This window comes from Arthrobacter stackebrandtii (genome assembly GCF_017876675.1).
GTDB lineage: Bacteria > Actinomycetota > Actinomycetes > Actinomycetales > Micrococcaceae > Specibacter > Specibacter stackebrandtii.
Genome location: NZ_JAGIOI010000001.1, coordinates 2827860 through 2845029 on the forward strand (window position 1 = coordinate 2827860; position 17170 = coordinate 2845029).

15 protein-coding genes and 1 tRNA gene are annotated in these 17170 nt (G+C 67.3%); 15 read left to right on the forward strand and 1 reads right to left on the reverse strand.

Annotated features, from left to right (window positions below):
• Window positions 1-62 precede the first annotated feature (62 nt).
• From JOF48_RS12295 to JOF48_RS12320, 6 genes are all read left to right on the forward strand, one after another.
• Window positions 63-1289: an acetyl-CoA C-acetyltransferase gene (locus JOF48_RS12295; RefSeq protein ID WP_342591234.1), complete on the forward strand. Its 1227-nt coding sequence runs from the start codon at window positions 63-65 to the stop codon at window positions 1287-1289.
• Between the two features lie 2 nt (window positions 1290-1291).
• Window positions 1292-3472: a 3-hydroxyacyl-CoA dehydrogenase NAD-binding domain-containing protein gene (locus tag JOF48_RS12300; RefSeq protein WP_209681101.1), complete on the forward strand. Its 2181-nt coding sequence runs from the start codon at window positions 1292-1294 to the stop codon at window positions 3470-3472.
• Window positions 3472-4365 carry a crotonase/enoyl-CoA hydratase family protein gene (locus tag JOF48_RS12305; RefSeq protein ID WP_209681103.1) on the forward strand — a complete coding sequence of 298 codons (894 nt, stop codon included), beginning with the start codon at window positions 3472-3474 and terminating at the stop codon, window positions 4363-4365. The genes JOF48_RS12300 and JOF48_RS12305 overlap by 1 nt, the downstream gene beginning before the upstream one ends.
• Before the next feature lie 90 nt (window positions 4366-4455).
• Window positions 4456-5988 (forward strand): acyl-CoA synthetase, encoded by a 1533-nt coding sequence (locus tag JOF48_RS12310; protein ID WP_209681105.1) that lies wholly within the window; start codon window positions 4456-4458, stop codon window positions 5986-5988.
• Window positions 5989-6006: 18 nt separating this feature from the next.
• Window positions 6007-7095, forward strand: coding sequence for a CaiB/BaiF CoA transferase family protein (locus JOF48_RS12315; protein ID WP_245346516.1), 1089 nt, complete (start codon window positions 6007-6009; stop codon window positions 7093-7095).
• Window positions 7092-8147: an MBL fold metallo-hydrolase gene (locus JOF48_RS12320; protein ID WP_209681107.1), complete on the forward strand. Its 1056-nt coding sequence runs from the start codon at window positions 7092-7094 to the stop codon at window positions 8145-8147. Before JOF48_RS12315 ends, JOF48_RS12320 begins: the two co-directional genes overlap by 4 nt.
• Before the next feature lie 216 nt (window positions 8148-8363).
• Here JOF48_RS12320 and JOF48_RS12325 read toward each other — a convergent pair whose 3' ends face one another.
• Complete coding sequence (locus JOF48_RS12325) at window positions 8364-8897, reverse strand: MarR family winged helix-turn-helix transcriptional regulator (RefSeq protein WP_209681109.1); 534 nt, start codon at window positions 8895-8897, stop codon at window positions 8364-8366.
• Between the two features lie 123 nt (window positions 8898-9020).
• Here JOF48_RS12325 and JOF48_RS12330 point away from each other — a divergent pair, with 123 nt between their 5' ends.
• The 9 genes from JOF48_RS12330 (at window position 9021) to JOF48_RS12370 (ending at window position 17058) form a co-directional block, all read left to right on the forward strand.
• Entirely contained in the window at window positions 9021-9788 is a 768-nt protein-coding gene (locus JOF48_RS12330) for an electron transfer flavoprotein subunit beta/FixA family protein (protein WP_209681111.1), read from the forward strand.
• A gap of 14 nt (window positions 9789-9802) precedes the next feature.
• Complete coding sequence (locus JOF48_RS12335) at window positions 9803-10777, forward strand: electron transfer flavoprotein subunit alpha/FixB family protein (protein ID WP_209681113.1); 975 nt, start codon at window positions 9803-9805, stop codon at window positions 10775-10777.
• Window positions 10778-10983: 206 nt separating this feature from the next.
• Complete coding sequence (locus JOF48_RS12340) at window positions 10984-11937, forward strand: cytochrome b/b6 domain-containing protein (RefSeq protein WP_209681115.1); 954 nt, start codon at window positions 10984-10986, stop codon at window positions 11935-11937.
• A 182-nt stretch (window positions 11938-12119) separates the two neighbouring features.
• Window positions 12120-13259: an acyl-CoA dehydrogenase family protein gene (locus tag JOF48_RS12345; protein WP_209681117.1), complete on the forward strand. Its 1140-nt coding sequence runs from the start codon at window positions 12120-12122 to the stop codon at window positions 13257-13259.
• A gap of 15 nt (window positions 13260-13274) precedes the next feature.
• Window positions 13275-14348, forward strand: a complete 1074-nt coding sequence (locus JOF48_RS12350; protein ID WP_209681119.1) for an enoyl-CoA hydratase/isomerase family protein — start codon at window positions 13275-13277, stop codon at window positions 14346-14348.
• Between the two features lie 21 nt (window positions 14349-14369).
• The gene (mmsB, locus tag JOF48_RS12355; protein WP_209681121.1) at window positions 14370-15350 is read left to right on the forward strand and encodes a 3-hydroxyisobutyrate dehydrogenase; all 981 of its coding nucleotides are present in this window, start codon (window positions 14370-14372) and stop codon (window positions 15348-15350) included.
• Window positions 15351-15413: 63 nt separating this feature from the next.
• Window positions 15414-16190: an enoyl-CoA hydratase gene (locus JOF48_RS12360; protein WP_209681122.1), complete on the forward strand. Its 777-nt coding sequence runs from the start codon at window positions 15414-15416 to the stop codon at window positions 16188-16190.
• A 164-nt stretch (window positions 16191-16354) separates the two neighbouring features.
• Window positions 16355-16428: transfer RNA gene (locus tag JOF48_RS12365), tRNA-Met, on the forward strand.
• Between the two features lie 72 nt (window positions 16429-16500).
• Window positions 16501-17058, forward strand: a complete 558-nt coding sequence (locus JOF48_RS12370; protein ID WP_209681123.1) for an SAP domain-containing protein — start codon at window positions 16501-16503, stop codon at window positions 17056-17058.
• Window positions 17059-17170: the final 112 nt, after the last annotated feature.

Here is a 17170-nt window from a genome sequence, read left to right on the forward strand (position 1 = left end):
AAAGCAGTTTTGAACCGTCACACCGGCATCGACGTGGGTGTGATGACAATGGAAGGAACCACGTGAGCCAACCAGCAACACCGGAAGCATTTGTCTATGACGCCATCCGCACCCCGCGCGGCCGCGGCAAAAAGGGCTCCCTGCACGGGACCAAGCCGATCGACCTCGTGGTGGGCCTGATCGAAGCCCTGCGTGAACGCCACCCAGGCCTTGATGAAACACTCATCGACGACCTCATCCTGGGCGTCGTCTCACCCGTGGGCGACCAGGGCGCCGTGATCGCCCGCACGGCCGTCATTGCCGCCGGCCTGCCGGACACCGTGGGCGGCGTGCAGCTCAACCGCTTCTGCGCCTCCGGGCTGGAAGCCGTCAACGTCGCGGCGCAAAAGGTCCGCTCAGGCTGGGACCAGCTCATCATCGCCGGCGGCGTGGAGTCCATGTCGCGCGTGCCCATCGGGTCCGACGGCGGCGCCTGGGCCATGGACCCGGCCACCAACTACGACTCCTACTTCGTGCCGCAGGGCATCGGTGCCGACCTCATCGCCACCATGGAGGGCTTCAGCCGCGAGGATGTTGACGCCTACGCCGTGCGCTCCCAGCAACTCGCCGCACAGGCCTGGAAGGAGGGCCGTTTCGCCCATTCGGTCATCCCCGTCCAGGACCAGAACGGCCTGGTGGTCCTGGACCGTGACGAGCACATGCGCCCCGAATCCACTCCCGAATCGCAGGCAGGCCTGCGCCCGGCGTTCGCCGTGATGGGTGAGGCAGGCGGCTTTGACGCCGTGGCCCTGCAGAAGTTCCATGCCGTGGAGAAGATTGACCATGTCCACACCGCCGCGAATTCCTCGGGAATTGTCGACGGCGCCGCGCTGGTTTTGGTGGGCAGCGCTGCGGTGGGCGAGGCGCTGGGGCTGAAGCCGCGGGCCCGGATCGTGGCCACCGCAACCTCGGGTGCCGACCCCACCATCATGCTCACCGGGCCCACCCCGGCCACCAAAAAACTGCTGAAAACAGCCGGGCTCACCGTGGACGACATCGACCTGTTCGAAATCAACGAGGCCTTCGCATCCGTGGTGCTGAAATACCAAAAGGACCTGGGCATCCCCGACGAAAAACTGAATGTGAACGGCGGCGCCATCGCCATGGGCCACCCGCTCGGCGCCACCGGCGCCATGATCCTGGGCACCGTGCTGGACGAGCTCGAACGCACCGGCAAGCAGCGGGCCGTGGTGACCCTGTGCATCGGCGGCGGCATGGGCGTGGCAACTTTGATTGAAAGGGTCCAGTAACGATGAGCGAGGAAAACGTGAACCACACAAGCACCATCCGCTGGGACCGGGACGAGGACGGCATCGTCATCCTGACCATGGATGACCCCAAGCAGTCGGCCAACACCATGAATGGCGACTACATCGACTCGATGCAGGCCGTGGTGGAGCGTCTCGCGGCAGAGAAGGAGAGCATTTCCGGCGTCGTGCTGACGAGCGCGAAGAAGACCTTCTTCGCCGGCGGCGACCTCAAGGACCTCATCTCCGCCACGCCCGCGGACGCACAGCGCATCTTTGACCTTGGCCAAAAAATCAAGGCCCAGCTGCGCACCCTGGAAACCCTGGGCAAGCCCGTGGTGGCAGCCATCAACGGCGCGGCGCTGGGCGGCGGGCTGGAAATCGCCCTGGCCGCGCACCACCGCATCGCAGCGGACACGCGCGGCTCTGTCATCGGCCTGCCCGAGGTCACCCTGGGCCTGCTGCCCGGCGGCGGCGGCATTGTGCGCACAGTCCGGCTCATGGGCATTGCCGACGCCACCATGAAGGTGCTGCTCCAGGGCCAGAAGTACAAGCCGCGAAAGGCACTGGAAGTGGGGCTCATCCACGAGGTCGTGGACACGGTGGAGGAGCTTCTCCCCGCAGCCAGGGCCTGGATCAAGTCGAACCGGGAGGCCGTGCAGCCGTGGGACGTGCCCAAGTACCGGATCCCCGGCGGCACCCCCACCACGCCGGCGCTGGCCGCGAACCTTCCGGCGTTCCCGGCCAACCTGCGCAAGCAGCTCAAGGGCGCCAACTACCCGGCCCCGCGCGCCATCCTGGCCGCCGCCGTGGAAAGCACGCAGGTGGACTTTGACACGGCGCTGGAGATCGAGTCGCGCTATTTTGTGGAGCTCGTGACCGGGCAGGTTTCCACCAACATGATCAAGGCATTCTTCTTCGACATGGGCCACATCAGTGCCGGCGGCAGCCGCCCGGCAGGCTTCGAGAAGTACACGGCCAAGAAGGTCGCCGTCCTGGGCGCGGGCATGATGGGCGCGGGCATCGCCTATGTGTGCGCCCGCGGCGGCATGGACGTGGTGCTCAAGGACGTCTCCCTGGAAGCGGCAGAGCGCGGCAAGAACTACTCCAAGACACTGACGGACAAGGCGGTGGCCCGCGGCCAGTCGACGCAGGAGGCCGCGGACGCGCTCCTTGCACAGATCACCCCCACAGCCGATGCCGCGGACGTGGCCGGGGCGGACCTGGTCATCGAGGCCGTGTTCGAAAACGTGGAAGTGAAGCAGAAGGCGTTCGCCGAAATCCAGGACCTGCTCGGCGAAAACGCCGTGCTCGGCTCCAACACCTCCACCCTGCCCATCACCGCGCTCGCCGAGGGGGTCCGGGAGCAGGAGAACTTCATCGGCCTGCACTTCTTCTCCCCGGTGGACAAGATGCCGCTGCTGGAAATCATCGCCGGGGCGAACACCTCGGATGAGACGCTGGCCAAGGCCTTCGACATTGCCCAGCAGATCAAGAAGACGCCCATTGTGGTCAACGATTCCCGAGGATTCTTCACCTCCCGCGTGATCGGCACGTTCATGAACGAGGCGATCGCCATGCTCGGCGAAGGCATTGCCGCCTCGTCCATCGAGCAGGCAGGGCTGCAGGCAGGCTACCCGGCCGCGCCGCTGCAGCTGGCGGACGAGCTGAACCTGACGCTCATGTCCAAGATCCAGAAGGAGACCAAGGCGGGCCTGGAAGCCGACGGCGGCGTGCAAAAGTACCAGCACCACGCCTCCTACGCCATCGTGGACAGGATGATCGAGGAGTTCGGGCGCAAGGGCAAGCTCGCCGGCGCCGGCTTCTACAACTACGCCGACGGCCACCGCACCGGGCTCTGGGAAGGGCTGAAACAAAACTACGGAGGCACGGCCGAAATCCCCTTCGAGGACATGCTGGAGCGCATGCTCTTCGCCGAATCGCTCGAGACCGTCAAGTGCCTGGACGAGGGCGTGCTGCGCAGCGTGGAGGACGCCAACATCGGCTCCATCCTGGGCATCGGCTTCCCGGCCTGGACAGGCGGCGTGCTCCAGTACATCAACGGGTACGACGGCGGCCTGGCAGGTTTTGTGGCCAGGTCCCGTGAGCTTGCGGCCAGGTATGGCGAACATTTCATCCCGCCTGCGTCGCTGGTCGCCAAGGCGGAGAAGGGCGGGAAATACTGATGAACACCGTGGCCGCAGCCGGGCACGCAACCGGGCCAAACACCCAGGGGCCCGCCTTCACCCAGCCCTGGTCAGCGTTCACGGTGGCGCAGGCACCCCAGCCGGGTGTCGCCGTCGTGCATCTGGCCGGGCCGGGCCGCGGGAACATGATGGGGCTCGCCTTTTGGGAGGAGCTGCCCCGGGTTTTTGCGGCCCTGGATGCGGACCCGTCGGTGCGCGCCGTGGTGCTGGCCGGTTCCGGCAACCATTTCAGCACGGGGCTGGACGTGCAGGAGGTACTCGGGGCATGGCTGGGAAAGCTGGGGCCCGGCGCGCCCGCGCAGGCCGCCGCGCGCACCGAACTGCTCGGCGTGATCAGAAGCCTGCAGGATGCCATCAGCTCGGTGGCCGCCTGCCGGAAACCCGTCATTGCCGCCGTCCACGGCTGGTGCATCGGCGGCGGTGTTGACCTGGTCAGTGCCGCCGATGTGCGCCTGGCCAGTGCGGACGCCAAGTTCAGCATCCGGGAGGCGCGGCTGGCGATCGTGGCCGACGTCGGAAGCCTCCAGCGCCTGCGCGGAATCATCGGCGAGGGTGCGCTGCGTGAACTGGCGCTGACGGCCAAGGACATCGATGCCAACAGGGCGGAGAAGATTGGCCTGGTCAACGACGTGTACGCAGACCAGGGCGAACTCATGGCGGCGGCGCTGGGCATGGCGGGGGAGATGGCAGCCAACTCCCCGCTGGCCGTGGCCGGCACCAAGGCCGTCCTGAACGAGGGCCGTGAGGAGGACATTGCGCGCGGGCTCCGGCACGTGGCGCTGTGGAATTCATCATTTTTGCACAGTGAGGATTTGCTCGAGGCCGTGACGGCGATGGGGGAGCGCCGCCCGGCAACATTCACCGGCAAGTAATTTTTCGCCGGCACCACCAGCTTGGAATTCCCTGTTTGAAAGCATGTCCGAATTAAAAGTCAGCGTCGATTTTTTACATAAGGAGCCACCATGTACATGACCCAAGGCCTGCACCGTTCCCTGCAGAGCGACCCCCAGGGCATCGCCACCATTTTCAAGGACCGCGTGCGCACCTATGAGGAGCATGTGGACCGGATTGCCCGCTTCGCCGGCGCCCTGCAGGGCCTGGGCGTGCAGGCCGGGGACAGGGTGGGGATTCTGTCCATGAACAGTGACAGGTACGCCGAATACCTGCTCGCCGTGCCGTGGGCAGGGGCTGCCGTGAACCCGGTCAACATCCGGTGGAGCCCGGCCGAGGTGGCCTACTCCATGACCGATTCAGGGACCCGCGTGCTGCTCATCGACGACGCCTTCCTCCCCATGGCGCCGCTGCTGCTGGAAAAGGCGCCGGTGCTGACAACGCTCATCCACTGCGGCGACGGTCCCACCCCGGAGGGCATGCTCTCCTACGAAACACTCGTGGCGGAGAACGAACCCGTCGTGGATGCCTACCGCAGCGGTGACGACCTGGCCGGGGTGTACTACACCGGCGGCACCACAGGCTTCCCCAAGGGCGTCATGCTCAGCCACACCAACTTCGTCTCCTCGTCCCTGGGCACGGTGGCCACGGGCCAGCTCCTGAAGGCCGGCTCGCGGCTGCTGCACGCGGCGCCCATGTTCCACCTGGCCGACCTTGCCGCATGGTGCGGGCTGACCATCATGGGCGGCACCCACATCATGGTGCCGTACTTTGAACCCACCTCGGTGTTCAAGGCCATGGAGGAGCACAAGCCCACCGACGTGCTGCTGGTGCCCACCATGATCCAGATCCTCGTGGACCACCCCGACTCCAACAATTACGACCTCTCCTCCATGGAGCGGATGCTCTACGGCGGCTCCGTCATTTCCGAGGGTGTGCTCAACCGGACCAAGGCCCGTTTTCCCGGGCTGCGCCTGACCCAGGCCTACGGCCAGACCGAGGCCTCACCGGTCATCACCCTGCTGCTGCCGGATGACCACGAGGGCGACCGCATGCGTTCCGGCGGGCGGGCCGCCCCGCACTGCCAGGTGGCCATCCTGGACCTGGACGGCAAGGAGGCTGCCACCGGCGAGGTCGGCGAGATCTGTGCCAAGGGAGCCCACGTCATGCAGGGCTACTGGAACAACCCCGAAGCCACGGCCGAGGCCCTGCGCGGCGGCTGGCTGCACACCGGGGACCTGGGCTACATGGACGCCGACGGCTTCGTGTTCGTGGTGGACCGGCTCAAGGACATGATTGTGACCGGCAGCGAGAACGTGTACTCCGCCGAGGTGGAGAACGCCCTGAGCAAGCATCCCGCCGTCGCCTCCTCCGCCGTCATTGGCGTCCCGGATGAGAAGTATGGCGAGCGGGTGCATGCAGTCATTGTGCTGGCGGCCGGGCAGAATCCCACGGCGGAGGAACTGCAGGCGCACTGCAGGGAACACATCGCCGGGTACAAGGTGCCACGCAGCTTTGAGTTCCCGGAGGCGCTTCCCATGTCCGGCGCGGGCAAGATCCTCAAGCGGGACCTGCGCGACAGCTACGCCGCGGCGCAGAACTAGCCGCCAGGGAAGGAACAAATGGTGGGTGGTCCGTTGCAGGGATTGAAGGTGGTGGAGCTTTCCGCCATGGGCCCGGCCCCGCATGCCGCCATGATGCTGGCGGACTTGGGGGCGGAGGTGGTGCGGGTGGTTGGGCCCGCGCCGCCGGTTGGCGGGTACGACGTCGGCACCCACCTGCAGCGCGGCCGCACCACTGTCCGGGCGAACCTGAAAGACCCCGCGCACCTTGAGGGGGTGCGGGGGCTGGTTGCCGCGGCCGACGTTTTCCTGGAGGGTTTCCGCCCCGGCACCACCGAGCGGCTTGGTTTGGGGCCGGAGGAGTGCCTGGCCTTGAATCCGCGCCTTGTGTATGGGCGGATGACGGGGTGGGGGCAGGACGGGCCGTTGGCGCAGCGGGCCGGGCACGACATCAACTACATGGCGCTCACAGGCGCCCTGCATGCCATCGGCCCGGCCGAGCGGCCCGTGCCGCCCCTGAACCTCGTGGGCGACTTTGGCGGCGGATCGATGTTTGTCCTCACCGGCATTCTCGCCGCCCTGTGGGAACGGGAACGCTCCGGGCTGGGGCAGGTGGTGGATGCGGCCATGGTGGACGGGGTCAGCGTGCTCTCCCAGATCATCCTCGAACTGCGCTCGGTCAACCTGTGGAACGACACCCGCGCCGCCAACCTGCTGGACGGCGCCGCCCCCTTCTACCGGACGTATGAAACATCCGACGGCAGACACGTCGCCGTGGGTGCCATCGAGCCCCAGTTCTATGCGCTGCTCATCGACGGGCTGGGGCTTTCCGCCGGGGAGTTGCCGGACCGGGACGACCCCCGCCAGTGGCCGGCCCTGGAGGCCTTGCTGGCCGGGGCCTTTGCCGCCAGGACCCGGGATGAATGGGCGGATGTGTTCGACGGCGTAGATGCGTGCGTCACCCCCGTGCTGACGTACGCCGAGGCCGCGAAAAACACGCACATTGCCGCCCGTGGGGCGCTCTCCGGAAGCGGCAGGCATGTCGTGGCCGCCCCGGCCCCGCGCTTTTCCCGCACCGCATCCGTGGCACGGGATCCGGCGGGCGAGACAGATTTTGAAACCATATTGAGCTCTTGGAGGGCATCTTGATCACCGTAACGGCAGAGGAACAGTTCCAGGCGTGGAAGGCCAAGGTCATGCCGCCCGTGGAGCAGGTCCGGCCCTGCGTCTGGTCAATCCCCGTGCCGTTTGTGGGCAACCCCATGCGCTACACGCTCTGCTATGTGCTCATCGGGGAGGATGTTGGCGGGCGCCGCGAAGTGGCCCTGGTGGATCCCGGCTGGGACTCGGACGAGGGCTGGGAGGTGCTCACGGAGGGGCTCGCAACCGCCGGCCTCGCGCCGTCGGACATCACCGGCATTGTGGTGACCCACTTCCACCCCGACCACCTGGGCATGGCGGCGCGGCTGCGCGAGGCGTCCGGCGCCTGGGTGGCGCTGGGGGAGCACGAGCCGCTGCCGGAACACTGGCGCGGGGACCCGTCGCAGTTTGTTGCCGAGGACCGGTCCCAGTTTGCCGACTGGGGCGTGCCGGACGAGTACCTGGACGAGGTCAGCTTCCAAAAGCAGACGTGGGCGCAGATGACAGGCATTGCGGCACCGCAGCGGCGCCTGGCCGATGGCGAATTGCTGCCAATTGCCGGGCTGCAGGTCCGGGTCTTGTCCACGCCCGGGCACACTCCGGGGAGCATCTGCCTGGTGGACGAGGCGAACCAGCTTTTCCTGACGGGCGACCACGTGCTGCCCAAGATCACCCCGCACGTTTCCCTGGAGGCCGCCAATCACGTGAACCCGTTGGGCGACTACTTCAACTCATTGGAGATCCTGGGCGCCGGTGCCGACATGGAGGTGCTGCCTGCGCACGAATACCGTTTCCGGGGGTTGCTGGAACGTGCTGCCGAACTGAAGGAACACACGCTGGAACGGTCGCGGGAGGTCATGGCGGTGCTGGATGCGGGGGAGGCGGGAAGCGTGTGGGATGTGTCGAAGGAGCTGACGTGGTCGCGGGGCTTCGACTCCCTGCGCGGCTTCACGCTGCGGCTGGCGCTCGCCGAAACTGCCAGCCACCTGGTGTACCTGGCGGCACAGGGCAGGGACATGAACATTGAGGTTTCCAGGGGCACCCCAACCCCGGCCCGCTGACCACCCCTCGACGCTGTCGCAGCAATGGCGGCTTTTTCACGGATCCTGTCGCAGCAATGGCAGGTTTTTCCCGGACCCTCTCGCAATCGCCGGCAGCACCCAGGGAGCAGCTGACGGTCGCTGCGACAGCGATTCTAAATTTTCAACCAGTGCTGCGAGAGCGTTGCAAGCAAACCAGCCAGTGCTGCGACAGGGTTGCTTGGTTGCTTGGATGCCTTAGAGCGGTTCCGGATATTCGACCGGGTCGGTGAAGTCGCCGGACTCCCGGCGGAAGCGGGCCAGGATCGCCGTCATGGTTTGCAGGTCGGACGCCGGGATTCCGGGCTTGGCGAAGACCTCGGTGTTCAGCACTGCCGTGGCTTTCTCCACCAGTTCCCGCCCGGCACCGGTCATGACCACGAGCGTGGCCCGGCCGTCGGTGGGATGGGCCTCCCGGCGCACCATCCCGTCCTTTTCCAGCCGGTCCACGACGCTTGTCACGGAAGTCGGGTGCACCTGAAGGCGGGCGCTTGCACTGGCCATCGGCAGGGCGCCGTCGCGTGTGAACGACAGCAGCCTCAGCAGTTCCAGCCGGGCATAGGAGAGTCCCAGCGGCTTCAAAACCGCATCGACGCGGTTGTACATGAGCTGATGGGCGCGCATGACGGAGGAATAGGCGGCCATGGCGTCGGCGGCATCGGCCCAGCCGTGGGCGATCCACTGGCGCCTGGCCTCGGCAATCGGGTCCATGGGCAGCGGGGAAGTGGCCATGGCGCATCCTTTCATCGGCAACACCAACAGAAACAACAATTTACTTGGGATACCTAGTAAATGCTAGTGGTACCTAGTATTCTTCCAGTGAGACCTGAAACACAAAACTTGAAGGGGCCATCAATGAAGATCGTCGTACTCATCAAACAAGTGCCGGACACGGCGGAGGAGCGCACGCTCGATCCGGACACCGGCTGGCTTGACCGGGACGCCGCCGACAACGTGGTGGACGAGATCAATGAGCGGGCCCTCGAGGTGGCGCTGCGCGTGAAGGATGCGGACAAGTCCACCGAGATCGTGGTCCTGGCCATGGGCCCGGAGGAGGCGTCGAAGGCCATCCGCAAGGCCCTGTCCATGGGTGCGGATTCCGGCATTCACGTGCTCGACGGCGGATTGGCCGGCTCCGATGCCATGCGCACCGCCGCGGTGCTCGCCGCGGCGTTGCGCGGGACGGGTGCCGATGTCATCCTTGCCGGCAACGAGTCCACCGACGGCCGAGGCGGCGTGGTCCCGGCCATGATCGCCGAACACCTGGGCCTGCCGCTGGTGGGCGGGCTCAACGCCGTCAACCTTGGTAGCGGCACCGTCAGCGGCGAGCGCTCGGCGGACTCCGGGTCGATGGATGTCACGGCCGCCCTGCCCGCCGTTGTCACCGTCACGGAGCGCACGGCCGAGGCCCGCTTCCCCAACTTCAAGGGCATCCTGACGGCCAAGCGCAAGCCGGTCGCCACGGTGGCCGCCGCCGATCTGGACGTGGCCGCCACCCCGGCCCGCGCCGTCGTGCTCTCCCACAGCGAGCGCCCCGCCCGCGAAGCCGGACGCAAGATCGAAGACGACGGCACAGCCGGCACGCAGCTGGCCGCATACCTCATTGAAAACCGCTTGGTCTAGGAAGGGCACTCGCGATGGCGAACATTCTTGTACTTGTTGAATCCACCCCCGCCGGCGGCGTCGCCGGATCTGCCAAGGGACTGCTGGCCGCGGCCGCTTCACTGGGGACGCCCGTGGCCGTGGTGGCCGGGGCCGGTGAACTGGGCCCGGAAGCCACGGCGGCACTGGGCCAGGCCGGCGCCGCCGTGGTCTACCGGGCCATTGGCGCACAGGCCGGCGCAACGCTAACCGGCCCGGCCGTGGAGGCCCTCGAAGCCGCCGTGGCCGCCTACGCGCCGGCCGCCGTCGTGGTATCCAACTCGGCGGACGGCCGCGAAATCGCCGGCCGGCTGGCCGTCCGTGTGGGAGGGGCCCTGCTGGCGGATGCCGTCTCAGTCCGCCTGGACGGGGACCGGATCGTGGCCGGACACTCGATCTTTGGCGGAGCCTACGACGTGGAATCCACGGTGGAGGGCGGGCTGCCCATCGTCACCGTCCGGCAGGGCGCCATCGACGGCGTCCCCACCGAAGGGGGCGGCGCCGTGGAAATCGTCACTGCCCAGCTCAGCGGCACGGTGCCCGGTGCGCAGGTCACCGCCGTCCATGACGCCCCTGCCACCAGTGCCCGCCCGGAGCTTCGCACGGCCAAGACCGTGGTCTCCGGCGGGCGCGGCCTGGGTTCCAAGGAAAACTTCGTCCTGGTGGAACAGTTGGCGGACGCGCTCGGGGCGGCCATCGGCGCCTCCCGCGCCGCCGTTGACGCCGGCTACGTTGACCAGCACGCGCAAGTGGGCCAGACAGGCGTCAGCGTCTCCCCGCAGCTCTACATTGCGCTCGGCATTTCCGGGGCCATCCAGCACCGGGCCGGCATGCAGACCGCAAAGACCATTGTGGCCATCAACAAGGACGGGGATTCGCCCATTTTTGAGGTGGCCGACTTCGGCATTGTGGGCGACGTGTTCACGGTGGTGCCCCAGCTGATCGAGTCCCTCGCGGCGCGGCCCCGGTAGCAGCCGCGCCGCGGGCGCGGCGGCACGGCCGTGGGCCCCAAACCCCGGCCCCGCGCCGCCGCGCACCGGAAGTGCCAGCCTCCGTGGCCCCGCATGACGGAGAATGGAGGGAATCGCCCCGGCACCTGTTACAAATAAAGTTGCACAACGGCAGCGCCACCAGCTGGACGCTTCCGCAGGAAGTTATGTGAAAGAGGTTTTCCAGAATGTCGACACCCAAGACCACGCAGTCGCCCGGCCTTGCTGAGCGCTGGAACGGCCTCGGCCTGTGGGCCAGAATCGGCGTCTCGGCGGGCGCCCTCATCATTCTCCTCGGCATCGGCGTCCTGGTGGCGCGCCTTCTGACGGGCCTCGCCCCGGTGCAGGACTTCATGGAAACCTACCCGGGCGAGTCCCACCTTCCGGCCGGCGCGCCCGTGGGCCTGCCCGCCTGGCTGGGCTGGCAGCACTTCCTGAACATGTTCTTCATCCTCCTGATCATCCGCTCCGGCTGGGCGGTCCGCACCACCAAGCGCCCCGCCGCGCACTGGATCCGCAACAACAAGGGCCTGGTCAAAACCAAGGGCAGCCCCACCAAGATCAGCCTCGACCTCTGGTTCCACCTCACCCTCGACGCCCTCTGGGTGCTCAACGGAGCCGTCTTCATCGTGGTCCTGTTCGCCACCGGCCAGTGGATGCGCATCGTGCCCACCAGCTGGGACGTCTTCCCCAACGCCATCTCCGCCGGCCTGCAATACCTCTCCCTCGACTGGCCCACCGACAACGGCTGGGTCAACTACAACGGCCTGCAGCTGCTGACCTACTTCATCACAGTCTTCATCGCCGCACCCCTGGCCATCGCCACCGGGCTGCGCATGTCAGGCGCCTGGCCCAAAAACGCCACCACGCTGAACAAGATCTACCCCATCACCGCGGCCCGCGCCCTGCACTTCCCGGTCATGATCTACTTCGTGGTCTTCATCGTCATCCACGTCACCCTGGTCCTGGCCACCGGCGCCCTGCGCAACCTCAACCACATGTACGCCTCGTCCGACGCCGTGAACTGGTGGGGCTTTGGAATCTTCGCCGCGTCCCTGGTGGTCATGGCAGGCGCCTGGTTCCTGGCCCAGCCGCTCTTCCTTCGCCCCGTCGCATCCCTGATGGGCAAGGTCACCAAATAGAAGTACGACGCCGGCACCCCCCCCGGGTGCCGACGTCGCCGCAGGCGCCGCCTTCCCAGGGAGGGGGCGCATGCAGGGCCCACAATCCCCGGGCCCGTCACCTTGGGCGGCTGCCGCCGCCCGGGGGTGGCCACCCGCCACCCCGGCACCGAGGCCGCAACGATGCGGCAAAAGGAGGCACCATGTTCCAGCCAACCCCCGAGCAAGAGGCGGTGGTGGAGATGGTGCGCGACTTTGCCGCCACCGCCCTGGCCCCGCACACTGCCGACTGGGATGAGAACAAGCACTTCCCCGTGGACGTGCTGGCCGAGGCCGGAGCACTGGGCATGGGCGGAATCTATGTGGGGGAGGAGCACGGAGGCTCCGGGCTGAGCCGCGCCGACGCCGTGCTGGTCTTTGAGGAACTGGCCGCCGTGGACCCCACCATCGCCGCCTACATCTCCATCCACAACATGGTCGCCTGGATGATCGACGCCTTCGGCAACGACGAACAGCGCAGCAAGTGGCTGCCCGGCATCACCGCCATGACCGAGCTGACCAGCTACTGCCTCTCCGAACCGGGCGTGGGCTCCGACGCCGCCGCCATCACCACCCGCGCCGTCCGCGACGGCGACGAGTACGTCATCAACGGGACCAAGCAGTTCATCTCCGGCGCCGGCGCCTCCGCCTGGTACCTGGTGATGGTCCGCACAGCGGACAAGGGTGCCCGGGGGATCACCGCCGTCGTGGTTCCCCATGACGCGGCAGGCCTTAGTTTCGGCGCAAACGAGAAGAAAATGGGCTGGCGTGCCCAGCCCACCCGCCAGGTGGTTTTTGAGGACGTGCGCATCCCCGTGGCCAACCGGCTCGGCGAGGAGGGCGACGGCTTCGGCATCGCCATGAAGGGCCTCAACGGCGGCCGCGTCAACATCGGCGCGTGCTCGCTCGGCGGCGGGCGCCTGGCGCTGGAGAAGTCCATTGCCTACCTGAAGGAGCGGCAGGCGTTTGGCGGCCCGCTCATCGACAAGCAGCACCTGCTGTTTGCGATTGCCGAGATGGACACCGACCTGGAGCTCTCCCGGACCATGCTCATGCGGGCCGCGGAAGCCCTGGACAACGGCTCACCGGACACCGTCAAGCTGTGCGCCATGGCGAAAATGGTGGCCACGGATGCCGGCTTTGACGTGGCCAACCGGGCCCTGCAGCTGCACGGCGGCTACGGGTACCTCAGCGAGTACGGCCTGGAAAAACTGGTCCGGGACCTGCGCGTGCACCAAATTCTTGAAGGCAGCAACGAAATCATGCGCTTGATCATTGGCCGTCTGGCCGTCGAGCGCCAATAAGTGGAGGATGGGTTTATGGACAACAACGACGTTCTCATGCAGCGCACCGGGACGCTGGGACACCTGGTGCTCAACCGCCCCGAGGCCATCAACGCGCTCAACCACGGCATGGTCCAGGCTGTTGCCGCCGCCCTGGACGAGTGGGAGCAGGATCGCGGCGTTGCAACTGTCCTCATTTCGGGCGCCGGGGAACGGGGGCTTTGTGCCGGCGGAGACATCGTCTCCATCTACCACGACGCCCGCAACGGCGGCCATGAAAGCGAACAATTCTGGCGCGACGAGTACCACCTCAACGCCCGCATCGCCCGCTACCCCAAGCCCGTCGTGACCCTCATGGACGGGGTGGTGCTGGGCGGCGGCGTGGGCATTTCCGCACACGCCTCACACCGGATCGTCACCGAGCGCTCCCGGATCGGCATGCCGGAAACAGGCATCGGCTTCGTCCCCGACGTAGGCGGGCTGTGGCTGCTCTCCCGCGCACCGGGTGAGCTGGGCACGCATGCCGCGCTCACCGGCGGCATGGTCAGCGGCGCCGACGCCGTTGCCATGGGACTGGCCAGCCACTACATGGATTCCGCGGTCCTGCCCACGCTGGTGGCCGAGCTGGCCGAACGCAATGCAGGCGCCGCCGTCGCCCGCTACGGGCAGGTGCCGCCGGAGTCCGCGCTGGCCGCGCAGCGCTGGTGGATTGACGAATGCTACGCCCCGGACGACGCCGGAACAATCCTCGGGCGGTTGGCCCGCGTGGGCGATCCAGCGGCTGACGCGGCTGCGGCGGCCATTGCGGCCAAGTCGCCCACGGCGGTCACCGTGACGCTTGCCGCGCTGCGCCGGGCCCGTGCGCTGGGGTCGCTGGAAGCTGTGCTGAACCAGGATTTGCGGGTGTCGCTGCGGGCCCTGCGCTGGCCGGACTTTGCCGAGGGCATCAGGGCCCAGCTCGTGGACAAGGACCGCAACCCGGCGTGGCGCCCCGCGTCGCTGGCCGAGGTGCCGGCGGACGTGGTCCGGGAGGCCTTTGCGGACCTGGGCGGGCTGGAGCTGGGACTGGCGCAGCCCGCCGTCGAAAACGTTGGATCAGTGCTGTTGTGACGATGAGAAAAGGAAACTGCCATGAGCTACGAATCATCTGAGCGTCCCGCAACCGGGGCCGCCGCCGACACCTCCAACCCCGCCGGCACCAAGGTGGCCTTCATCGGCCTGGGCCACATGGGCGGGCCCATGGCCGCCAACCTGGTGGCCGCAGGGTACTCGGTCACCGGGTTCGACGTGGTGCCCGCGGCGTTGGAGGCCGCGGCCGGGGCCGGTGTGGCCGTGGCGCCCTCCAGTGCTGCCGCTGCCGACGGCGCCGACGTCATCATCACCATGCTGCCCGCCGGCAAACATGTCTTTGCCGCGTTTGAGGGGGAGGGGCCCGGGGGCGGGCTGCTGGCTGCGGCCAAGCCGGGCGCCCTGTTCCTGGAATGCTCCACGATCTCCGTCGAGGACGCCCGCACCGCCCACGAGATGGTCGTGGCCAGCGGCCACCGTGGCCTGGACGCGCCGGTCTCCGGCGGCGTCATGGGTGCCGAGGCCGGCACCCTGACGTTCATGGTGGGCGGCGCCGAAGAGGACTTCGCCGCGGCCGGGCCGCTCTTTGAGGTCATGGGCCGGCGCATTGTGCTGTGCGGCGGGCCCGGTGCCGGGCAGGCCGCCAAGGTGTGCAACAACATGATCCTTGGCGTGTCCATGATCGCCGTCAGCGAGGCCTTTGTGCTCGGCGAAAAGCTGGGGCTGAGCAACCAGGCACTGTACGACGTCGCCGCCAACGCCTCCGGGCAGTGCTGGTCGCTGACCACCAACTGCCCCGTCCCCGGGCCCGTCCCCGCGAGCCCCGCCAACCGCGACTACCAGCCCGGATTCGCCGGGGCCCTCATGGCCAAGGACCTCGGCCTTGCCGTCGAGGCGCTCAACGCCACCGGCGTCGACGCCGTGCTGGGCCGCTCCGCGGAGGAGATCTACCGCGAATTCGCCCTGCACGGCGGAGCCGGGACGGACTTCTCCGGCATCATCAACACCATTCGCGCCGCCAGCCAGGGCGCCGGATCCGACTAGCCGGGCCGCCTGCCCCGGCCCGCCGCACGGCGGCCCCTTCCCGAACCGAACGGAACCATCTTCATGACGCAGTACTCCTTCATCCTGACCGAACAGCGCGGCCGGGTCGGCCTGATCACGCTCAACCGGCCCGAGGCCCTCAACGCCCTCAGTGACGCCATGGGGCATGAGATCCTCGCCGCCGCACAGGTGTACGACGACGATGCCGGCATCGGCGCCATCGTCATCACCGGCTCCTCCCGCGCCTTTGCAGCCGGCGCCGACATTAAGGAAATGGCGCACATGTCATCCGTTGAGATGTACCAGGCCAACTGGTTCTCCGTCTGGGATGAGCTGGCCCGGGTCCGCACGCCCATTGTCGCCGCCGTGGCGGGGCACGCCCTGGGCGGCGGCTGCGAACTCGCCATGATCGCCGACTTCATCATCGCTGCCGACAACGCCAAGTTTGGCCAGCCGGAAATCAAGCTCGGCGTCATCCCCGGCATGGGCGGCACACAGCGGCTGACCCGCGCCGTCGGCAAGGCCAAGGCCATGGAAATGATGCTGACGGGCCGCGTCATGGGCGCCGTTGAGGCCGAACAGTCCGGGCTGGTGGCGCGGGTGGTCCCGCTGGATTCGCTGCTGGAGGACGCCATGGCCACGGCCGATGCCATTGCCTCGATGTCCAAGACCGTGGCGATGATTGCCAAGGAGGCCGTCAACGCGGCCTTTGAGACCACCCTGGCGGAAGGCGTCCGGCACGAGCGCCGCGGCATCTACTCCTGCTTCGCCACGGAAGACCAAAAGGAAGGCATGGCCGCGTTCATGGAAAAGCGGGCCGCCAACTTCAAGCACCGCTAACCCCCACACCCCTCCCACCTTCCGACGCGGCATCAGATAAGTCGCTGTTTTCATGAACGCGGCATCAGATAAGTGGCATTTTTGGCCGACGCCGCACCAGTGGCGGGACGGCGGGGCCTCCGAGTTGGTGTTTCCGGCAAACGCATGTACTGTTGAGGACGCAACGCGGGGTGGAGCAGCTCGGTAGCTCGCCGGGCTCATAACCCGGAGGTCATAGGTTCAAATCCTATCCCCGCAACTTGATGAGGAAATCCCTCGGCCATTGGCCGGGGGCTTTCCGACTTAAAGCCCAATATTTGGAGTCTGTGCGATGACCGGAACCGAACCGCCGCCGCGGCCGCGCCTCGAAGCGTCGATGGATGCGGATGAATTCTCCCGCTGGTACTGGTTGAAAACGGAACTTGCAGATTTTGCCAGGGCCAACGGGCTGTCTGCCACCGGAGGCAAGGAACATCTGGCTGGGCGGATCATGGCCCTCCTGGACGGCAGACCCCAGCCGGCCGCTCCGCCTGCGAAGCGGGCCTCAAGGCAACTCGCCAACCCGCTGTCGGCGGACACCCTGATTCCGGCAGGCCAGCGTTGCAGCCAGATTCTGCGCGCGTGGTTTGAAGGGCAGCTCGGCAGTGGATTCCACTTCGATGCCCACATGCGGGACTTCATCGCCTCCGCAGACGGAACCTCCACCCTCGCGGATGCGTTGGCGCACTGGAGTTCCACCCGAAACGCCCCTGCGCCGGAGGTCGGAGCGCAATTCGAGCTCAATCGATTCACCAGGGACTGGTTTGCAGCTAATGCAGACGGCACCCGCGAGGACATGATTGCGGCATGGAAACGGCATCGTTCCCTGCCCAAAGACTTGCGTCCCTGACCAGCCCGCCGGCACGGGTGATGCGGCGTCAGGGAAAACACCCATTTATCTGATGCGGCGTCAGGGAAAAACGGGCGTTATGTGATGCCGCGTCTGGAGGGGTCTGGAGGGG

Excerpts from the sequence above, each read along its gene's own strand:
- JOF48_RS12330 (WP_209681111.1), top strand. The coding sequence starts at position 9,021 with ATGAAGATCGTCGTACTCATCAAACAAGTGCCGGACACGGCGGAGGAG.
- JOF48_RS12345 (WP_209681117.1), top strand. The coding sequence starts at position 12,120 with ATGTTCCAGCCAACCCCCGAGCAAGAGGCGGTGGTGGAGATGGTGCGC.
- JOF48_RS12360 (WP_209681122.1), top strand. The coding sequence starts at position 15,414 with ATGACGCAGTACTCCTTCATCCTGACCGAACAGCGCGGCCGGGTCGGC.
- JOF48_RS12305 (WP_209681103.1), top strand. The coding sequence starts at position 3,472 with ATGAACACCGTGGCCGCAGCCGGGCACGCAACCGGGCCAAACACCCAG.
- JOF48_RS12315 (WP_245346516.1), top strand. The coding sequence starts at position 6,007 with ATGGTGGGTGGTCCGTTGCAGGGATTGAAGGTGGTGGAGCTTTCCGCC.
- JOF48_RS12335 (WP_209681113.1), top strand. The coding sequence starts at position 9,803 with ATGGCGAACATTCTTGTACTTGTTGAATCCACCCCCGCCGGCGGCGTC.
- JOF48_RS12300 (WP_209681101.1), top strand. The coding sequence starts at position 1,292 with ATGAGCGAGGAAAACGTGAACCACACAAGCACCATCCGCTGGGACCGG.
- JOF48_RS12310 (WP_209681105.1), top strand. The coding sequence starts at position 4,456 with ATGTACATGACCCAAGGCCTGCACCGTTCCCTGCAGAGCGACCCCCAG.
- JOF48_RS12350 (WP_209681119.1), top strand. The coding sequence starts at position 13,275 with ATGGACAACAACGACGTTCTCATGCAGCGCACCGGGACGCTGGGACAC.
- JOF48_RS12325 (WP_209681109.1), bottom strand. The coding sequence starts at position 8,897 with ATGGCCACTTCCCCGCTGCCCATGGACCCGATTGCCGAGGCCAGGCGC.
- JOF48_RS12340 (WP_209681115.1), top strand. The coding sequence starts at position 10,984 with ATGTCGACACCCAAGACCACGCAGTCGCCCGGCCTTGCTGAGCGCTGG.
- mmsB (WP_209681121.1), top strand. The coding sequence starts at position 14,370 with ATGAGCTACGAATCATCTGAGCGTCCCGCAACCGGGGCCGCCGCCGAC.
- JOF48_RS12370 (WP_209681123.1), top strand. The coding sequence starts at position 16,501 with ATGACCGGAACCGAACCGCCGCCGCGGCCGCGCCTCGAAGCGTCGATG.